The sequence below is a fragment of the Paenibacillus sp. TY11 genome (genome assembly GCF_059772165.1).
Genome location: NZ_JCBAIQ010000054.1, coordinates 1 through 6,386 on the forward strand (window position 1 = coordinate 1; position 6,386 = coordinate 6,386).

4 protein-coding genes, 21 tRNA genes and 1 rRNA gene are annotated in these 6,386 nt (G+C 46.6%); 3 read left to right on the forward strand and 23 right to left on the reverse strand.

Annotated elements, in window-relative coordinates; all coding sequences use genetic code 11:
• Nucleotides 1-667 precede the first annotated feature (667 nt).
• A complete protein-coding gene (locus AC6EJC_RS26590; protein WP_444956501.1) occupies nt 668-1,408 on the reverse strand; it encodes a Crp/Fnr family transcriptional regulator in 741 nt (246 codons plus the stop codon).
• Between the two features lie 299 nt (nt 1,409-1,707).
• On the opposite strand from AC6EJC_RS26590, the gene AC6EJC_RS26595 reads away from it, so the two are divergent.
• The 3 genes from AC6EJC_RS26595 to AC6EJC_RS26605 all read left to right on the forward strand — a co-directional run bounded on the left by AC6EJC_RS26595 (nt 1,708) and on the right by AC6EJC_RS26605 (nt 4,057).
• Nucleotides 1,708-2,196 (forward strand): GAF domain-containing protein, encoded by a 489-nt coding sequence (locus tag AC6EJC_RS26595; RefSeq protein WP_444956502.1) that lies wholly within the window; start codon nt 1,708-1,710, stop codon nt 2,194-2,196.
• Between the two features lie 99 nt (nt 2,197-2,295).
• A complete protein-coding gene (locus tag AC6EJC_RS26600; protein WP_016818376.1) occupies nt 2,296-2,949 on the forward strand; it encodes a response regulator in 654 nt (217 codons plus the stop codon).
• On the forward strand, nt 2,942-4,057 hold the full coding sequence (locus tag AC6EJC_RS26605) for a PAS domain-containing sensor histidine kinase (RefSeq protein ID WP_444956503.1): 1,116 nt from the start codon (nt 2,942-2,944) through the stop codon (nt 4,055-4,057). The genes AC6EJC_RS26600 and AC6EJC_RS26605 overlap by 8 nt, the downstream gene beginning before the upstream one ends.
• A 191-nt stretch (nt 4,058-4,248) precedes the next feature.
• Here AC6EJC_RS26605 and AC6EJC_RS26610 read toward each other — a convergent pair.
• From AC6EJC_RS26610 to rrf, 22 genes are all read right to left on the reverse strand, one after another.
• A tRNA-Gly gene (locus AC6EJC_RS26610) sits at nt 4,249-4,319 on the reverse strand.
• A 9-nt stretch (nt 4,320-4,328) separates the two neighbouring features.
• Nucleotides 4,329-4,402: transfer RNA gene (locus AC6EJC_RS26615), tRNA-Pro, on the reverse strand.
• A 22-nt stretch (nt 4,403-4,424) separates the two neighbouring features.
• Nucleotides 4,425-4,501, reverse strand: a tRNA-Arg gene (locus AC6EJC_RS26620).
• Nucleotides 4,502-4,527: 26 nt separating this feature from the next.
• Nucleotides 4,528-4,599: transfer RNA gene (locus AC6EJC_RS26625), tRNA-Cys, on the reverse strand.
• Between the two features lie 10 nt (nt 4,600-4,609).
• A tRNA-Gly gene (locus AC6EJC_RS26630) sits at nt 4,610-4,684 on the reverse strand.
• A 6-nt stretch (nt 4,685-4,690) separates the two neighbouring features.
• A tRNA-Leu gene (locus tag AC6EJC_RS26635) sits at nt 4,691-4,778 on the reverse strand.
• A gap of 14 nt (nt 4,779-4,792) precedes the next feature.
• Nucleotides 4,793-4,868: transfer RNA gene (locus AC6EJC_RS26640), tRNA-Lys, on the reverse strand.
• A 4-nt stretch (nt 4,869-4,872) separates the two neighbouring features.
• Nucleotides 4,873-4,947: transfer RNA gene (locus AC6EJC_RS26645), tRNA-Gln, on the reverse strand.
• Nucleotides 4,948-4,964: 17 nt separating this feature from the next.
• Nucleotides 4,965-5,037, reverse strand: a tRNA-His gene (locus AC6EJC_RS26650).
• A gap of 19 nt (nt 5,038-5,056) precedes the next feature.
• Nucleotides 5,057-5,142, reverse strand: a tRNA-Tyr gene (locus AC6EJC_RS26655).
• Nucleotides 5,143-5,146: 4 nt separating this feature from the next.
• A tRNA-Thr gene (locus tag AC6EJC_RS26660) sits at nt 5,147-5,222 on the reverse strand.
• 26 nt (nt 5,223-5,248) lie between these two features.
• Nucleotides 5,249-5,321: transfer RNA gene (locus tag AC6EJC_RS26665), tRNA-Phe, on the reverse strand.
• Between the two features lie 64 nt (nt 5,322-5,385).
• Nucleotides 5,386-5,462 (reverse strand) — tRNA-Asp (locus tag AC6EJC_RS26670).
• Between the two features lie 25 nt (nt 5,463-5,487).
• Nucleotides 5,488-5,561, reverse strand: a tRNA-Met gene (locus tag AC6EJC_RS26675).
• 30 nt (nt 5,562-5,591) lie between these two features.
• Nucleotides 5,592-5,667: transfer RNA gene (locus AC6EJC_RS26680), tRNA-Val, on the reverse strand.
• 6 nt (nt 5,668-5,673) lie between these two features.
• A tRNA-Glu gene (locus AC6EJC_RS26685) sits at nt 5,674-5,745 on the reverse strand.
• Nucleotides 5,746-5,777: 32 nt separating this feature from the next.
• Nucleotides 5,778-5,869 (reverse strand) — tRNA-Ser (locus AC6EJC_RS26690).
• A gap of 3 nt (nt 5,870-5,872) precedes the next feature.
• A tRNA-Met gene (locus tag AC6EJC_RS26695) sits at nt 5,873-5,946 on the reverse strand.
• A gap of 34 nt (nt 5,947-5,980) precedes the next feature.
• Nucleotides 5,981-6,056: transfer RNA gene (locus AC6EJC_RS26700), tRNA-Asn, on the reverse strand.
• Nucleotides 6,057-6,060: 4 nt separating this feature from the next.
• Nucleotides 6,061-6,136, reverse strand: a tRNA-Ala gene (locus tag AC6EJC_RS26705).
• Nucleotides 6,137-6,158: 22 nt separating this feature from the next.
• Nucleotides 6,159-6,235 (reverse strand) — tRNA-Ile (locus AC6EJC_RS26710).
• Nucleotides 6,236-6,269: 34 nt separating this feature from the next.
• A 5S ribosomal RNA gene (rrf, locus tag AC6EJC_RS26715) occupies nt 6,270-6,386 on the reverse strand.

The following is a 6,386-nucleotide window of genomic DNA, read 5'->3' on the forward strand; positions in this document are numbered from 1 at the left end:
ACGCCGCCAGCGTTCGTCCTGAGCCAGGATCAAACTCTCCATTAAAGACCAACCGAAGTTGGTTTATAGAAAGAGCGATAAGCTCATTTTGAAACTGACGAGATAAAATATCTCTTGTTCGCTTCCATTTTATACAGCCTGATGGCATGCACCAAAATTTCAGCGTTGGATTTTGTAAACAAAATCCCTACTCACTCGTTGTTCAGTTTTCAAAGATCAAACATTTCTCTTTCGCTGCGTTTTTCAGCAGCTATAAGATCATATCATGTTCGTTTCAAAAATGCAAGGGTTATTTTTTCTTTTTTTTGATAAAGATTATTTTGCCCAAGTTTTCTGCTTTTGAAACTGCTGTTTTGTTGTCAGCTAAAATAATATATCATTTTTAGCCAGAGAAAACAACTTGTAATAAATTACATTTGTTTAAGACCTAGGATTTCTCCTCCCTTAGTCAACATTATCATCTGGACTGTTACCTCAAAACGGCTAGTTAATAAAATGTTATGTATTCAGCTCCATTTAATCTAAATACTTTATCGCTAATTAGCCGCTATACAACGGTGATTAGTTTTTTTGGATATTTATGTTGTTCGTTCCCCTATGCGCTTAATTGTCAGAAGACATGCAGCAAGCGGAGTCTTTCGGGCTCCGCCTAATGATGTTCATATTTTTAGAGTCGGCAAATTTCATGGGCACATTGGCCATACGAAGGACAGCAGCACATGGCACGCAATACCTTGAGGTCATGAATGACGATTTTTCCATCTCTTGTATCCAGGGTTCCCTGCTCTTTCAGCGAGCTCAGCATTCGGTTCACACTTTCGCGCGTCGCTCCAATCATCTCACCCAGTTCGGAGTGACTTAGCTTCATATTCAGTAAAATGCCATCCTTCACCGCTACGCCACATGTGTTGCTCGCACGGATCAGTGTAGACGCTAACGCTCCAGTTTTACCATACAAAAGTAAGTCCCGAAACCGCGATTGCATAATTCGTTGCTTCATCGCCATCCACTGGATGAACTGAAGTGCCATTCCCCCATTTTTGGACAAGAGCGACTCCAGATCCTTAACAAGCACGACACCTAACTCACACACATCGGCTGTTTCCGCGGTGCAACTATACTCTTCTCCATCTATCCCACTGAATTCCCCGATCAAGTCGCCGTGATGCTGAATGGTCAGAATCAATTCTTTACCATCTTCTGTCGATTTACGAAGTTTAACATGACCTGAATGTATATAATAAAGCTGCTCCGCATCCTCGCCCTCTCGGAAAAGCATAACGCCTGCCTTTACTTTCTTCCAGGACATAATATCTTTTAGCAGCTCAAAATGCTCCTCCGTCAAAAAAATCTGAATCCCCGTGCGTTCCGCTTCGTCCCCAAACCGTTCCATACAAGTGGCTTGCATGTTAGCGTCCTCCTCGTGTTTACCTGATATCTATATCTTAATGTTTTAATGCCTGGGTTGTTATCGGGAGAACACCTGATTTTATACCTTCCTACTCCCTGATTTACTGTGATAAATATCACTTCCAAGGTAAGCTAGCGCCCCATTTATCGACCTTTCTCCTACTTCTTACCCGGTCTGATGAAAAGTCAGTGTTTCCTGCGCCGATAGATCAGGGGGTTCCCTGACTTACTTTTGTACCTGTCGGAACTACAATGAATTAGAGCTACAGTTTGGTTAAGAAAAAGGATGTGTCTTCTATGCTACAAATAACGGATGAAATGCGAAAAGAACTGAACCAGTTGAGAGATAATATTTATGGAGATCTCACTGCCTTTGCATTTATGTCCAAGTCAGGTGGTAAGTTGCATTGGTATTACGCCTCCGGCAGCCGAAGCAATCGCTATCGCCTTATTTCTTTTAAGATTGGGCATGGTATTGCTGGGATGGCTGTTCGTCTGGGACGTACCGTGACCGTGAGTGCTTTGCTATCAGGTAGTATACGTCTGCGTCAGGAATGTGCGCTGATGCTGGCCGAGCAGCTTCACTCTGCTGTGGCTATTCCCTTTTCCAGCACAGGGGATCTGCCGAACGGTGTGCTGCTTCTTGGCAACCGTGATGTGAGAACGTTCACCGATTCTGATGTAGCCGAGGCCACTCAAGTCGCTCAACGCCTTGGCCAGTTATGTGCCCACCCTCACTCCATGAGATCGATAATTGTAGAAAATGAAACGCATAAGTATAACTGAATATAGTGCACCCAACTATCTTTGTTGATTGAAATCCCTAAAATTTGCTATGATTATGACAAAACGCACGGTTTTTTTACCGTTCGAGGGGATGACAAATTGATTCGTATACTAGTAGTGGATGATCATGTTGTCGTACGTTCTGGCCTCATGGCCCTATTGGACGGCAAAAACGGTATTAAGGTAGTAGGAGATGCAGCAGACGGGGATGAGGCGATCCGCAAGGCGGTGGAGCTACAACCTAATGTCGTACTCATGGATTTTAGCATGCCACCTGGCAAAGATGGTCTCACGGCAACCACTGAATTAAAAAAACAGTTGCCCGATACAGAAGTGCTTATTTTAACGATGCATGACGATGAAGAATATCTGTTCCGGGCCATTCAGGCCGGAGCATCTGGATATATTTTAAAAAGCGCACCTCACGAGGAGTTACTCGCTGCCATCCAGTCTGTGGCCGAAGGTAGTGCCTATCTGTACCCGAATGCAACCAAACGGCTGATGAGTGAATATCTCGACAAAATCAAACAGGAGGGCATAGCCGGACCTTATGAATCCCTGTCTGAGCGGGAAAAGGAGATCCTATCGTGGGTAGCCAAAGGATATGCCAATAAGGAAATTGCCGAGCACCTCGTGATTAGCGTCAAAACCGTAGAGTCCCACAAAAGTAACCTTATGGAGAAGCTTAACTTGAAAACACGACCTGAGCTGGTCAAATTTGCACTTAAAAAGGGGCTACTCCATTATGAATGAACCTTCTAATCCTTTACTGCAGCACGCCTTTGGTGAGTCAACCGATAAACTGCTGAATGATTTACAAATTTATATACCTGAGTCCCCTTTTCTCCATGAACTGCGTAACTCACTCCACCAGCTATCCAATCTGAAATTTGCTCTAGATACGTCTTCCATCGTTGCTTTGACCGATCATCGAGGTATTATTCAGTACGTGAACGACAAGTTCTGTGAGATTTCGCAATACAGTCGTGAAGAGCTGATCGGTCAGGATCATCGTCTCATTAACTCTGGCTATCATACCCCCGCCTTCATGAAAAACCTGTGGACTACGATCCGTTCAGGTGAGGTATGGCAAGGAGAGATACGTAATCGTGCTAAAGATAACAGCTACTACTGGGTGAATACTACAATCGTTCCGTTTATGGACGAGGAAGGTAAACCCTATCAGTACTTAGCGATCCGTAATGAGGTCACTAAACTGAAGAAAGTAGAGGCAGAGCTTCAGTCCATGATGACGCAAGTAATGCAAATACAGGAGGAAGAACGTAAACGCTTTTCAAGAGAGCTGCATGATGGAATCGGGCAAAGCTTGTTTTCACTTATTATTCAATTAGATAGCCAACTTGCCGAACAACCTAGTGCTACTCTGGAAAATCTGCGTTCGCAGGTAACTGACATCATTAAAGATGTTCGTGGCCTAGCGTGGGAACTGCGCCCCTCAGTTCTGGATGATTTGGGCGTTGTACCCGCCATAAGAACCTATATTGAAAACTTCTGTTCTCATTACGGGATTGAAGTACATTTTCAATGTACTCTGCGTAAACGCCTTGATATCCGCAAGGAAATAGCAATTTACCGGATTGTACAGGAAGCATTGACGAATGTAGCCAAATACGCAGATGTAGCAGAGGCATATGTCGATGTAGAGGATCAAGATGAAATGATACAAGTGACCATTCGGGATGAGGGTATTGGATTCTCTGGAAAATCCCAAGGAGAAGGAGTTGGATTGTTCAGTATGGAAGAACGAGCCAGAGGGGTAGGAGGATTTATGAGCATGAACTCTGCTTCAGACCAGGGAACCTCCATCCAGCTGACCATTCCCGTGAAAACTGTCAACTAGATCGGTTATCGGTGTATAACTACTGCATAATCAGGAGGACATACACCGGTAGCAAAGATTATCGACAGTCAACACATTGTGGAGAACATAGAAGATAAATATACAAAAAAAGAGAGAGCTCTGTCCCCAGACAGGCTCTCTTTATTTATAAGGTGTCACCACTGAGGCAACAAGAATCCGCTATAGCAAAAAGCGGGTGATGGGAATCGAACCCACGCTACCAGCTTGGAAGGCTGGAGTTCTACCATTGAACTACACCCGCAAATCAGCATCGGGATGACACGATTTGAACATGCGACCCCCTGGTCCCAAACCAGGTGCTCTACCAAGCTGAGCTACATCCCGACAGTATACATTTTTTAAGAAATGGCGCGCCCTGAGAGATTCGAACTCCCGGCCTTTTGATTCGTAGTCAAACGCTCTATCCAGCTGAGCTAAGGGCGCATATTTTAATCCATAATGAGCAGTCAAGGCGCCACCCAGATTTGAACTGGGGAATGAAGCTTTTGCAGAGCTTTGCCTTACCACTTGGCTATGGCGCCGTATGGATAATGGAGCGGACGACGGGAATCGAACCCGCGACCCTCGCCTTGGCAAGGCGATGCTCTACCGCTGAGCCACGTCCGCAAAATATGGTGCGGTCGAGAGGACTCGAACCTCCACGGGGGGTTAGCCCACACGGACCTGAACCGTGCGCGTCTGCCAATTCCGCCACGACCGCAAAATAATTATAAGTGGTGAGCCATGAAGGACTCGAACCTTCGACACCCTGATTAAAAGTCAGGTGCTCTACCAACTGAGCTAATGGCTCTTAATGGCTGGGGATATAGGATTTGAACCTATGCATGACGGAGTCAAAGTCCGTTGCCTTACCGCTTGGCTAATCCCCATTAAATTAAGAATAAAGGGCGGCCGATGGGGCTTGAACCCACGAATGCCGGAGTCACAGTCCGGTGCGTTAACCACTTCGCCACGACCGCCATATGATTATGAAAAGACTGGTGGAGGATGATGGATTCGAACCACCGAACCCGTAAGGGAGCAGATTTACAGTCTGATGCGTTTGGCCACTTCGCTAATCCTCCAAAATGGTGCCGGCGAGAGGACTTGAACCCCCAACCTACTGATTACAAGTCAGTTGCTCTACCAGTTGAGCTACACCGGCACATTACTCATTTCCCACTTGAAAGGTGGCTCGGGACGGAATCGAACCGCCGACACGAGGATTTTCAGTCCTCTGCTCTACCGACTGAGCTACCGAGCCATATTTTGTTTTACTACTACATTATATAATTCGCAATATATGCCAGTTATATATGAAGTTAAAATGGCGGAACTGACGGGATTCGAACCCGCGATCTCCTGCGTGACAGGCAGGCATGTTAGGCCTCTACACCACAGTTCCAGAGGCATTTCCAATAGGAAATTAATTGCGGGGGCAGGATTTGAACCTACGACCTTCGGGTTATGAGCCCGACGAGCTACCGAACTGCTCCACCCCGCGACATTAAAAGGAATTTCTTGAAATTATTCATGGTGGAGGCTGAGGGGATCGAACCCCCGACCCTCTGCTTGTAAGGCAGATGCTCTCCCAGCTGAGCTAAGCCTCCATATTATGACCCGTAGGGGATTCGAACCCCTGTTACCTCCGTGAAAGGGAGGTGTCTTAACCCCTTGACCAACGGGCCTTGCAAAATAAGTTCTGATTTTAAGAAATTTATGGCGGAGAGAGAGGGATTCGAACCCTCGCACCACTTTCGCAGTCTAACCCCTTAGCAGAGGGTCCCCTTATAGCCACTTGGGTATCTCTCCGAGTAGCGGCAGAGGGGATCGAACCCCCGACCTCACGGGTATGAACCGTACGCTCTAGCCAGCTGAGCTACGCCGCCACCTTATATATAAAATTCAGAAATATTCAAAACATGGCTCCCCGAACAGGACTCGAACCTGTGACAACTCGATTAACAGTCGAGTGCTCTACCAACTGAGCTATCAGGGAATATTGGTGGAGCCAAGCGGGATCGAACCGCTGACCTCCTGCGTGCAAGGCAGGCGCTCTCCCAGCTGAGCTATGGCCCCAATCTTTTTGTTATTCTAGAAGTGGTGGGCCTTAGTGGACTCGAACCACCGACCTCACCCTTATCAGGGGTGCGCTCTAACCAGCTGAGCTAAAGGCCCTAATGTATAGATTCATCATCCTTTAAAGGATATTGCTTGGCGGCGTCCTACTCTCCCAGGACCCTGCGGTCCAAGTACCATCGGCGCTGGAGGGCTTAACGGTCGTGTTCGGGATGGGTACGTGTGGAACCCCTCCGCTATCGCCACCAAA

What these genes read in the sequence shown, in the direction of transcription:
- AC6EJC_RS26590 (WP_444956501.1), bottom strand. Translation starts at nt 1,408, where the DNA reads ATGCAAGCCACTTGTATGGAACGGTTTGGGGACGAAGCGGAACGCACG.
- AC6EJC_RS26595 (WP_444956502.1), top strand. Translation starts at nt 1,708, where the DNA reads ATGCTACAAATAACGGATGAAATGCGAAAAGAACTGAACCAGTTGAGA.
- AC6EJC_RS26605 (WP_444956503.1), top strand. Translation starts at nt 2,942, where the DNA reads ATGAATGAACCTTCTAATCCTTTACTGCAGCACGCCTTTGGTGAGTCA.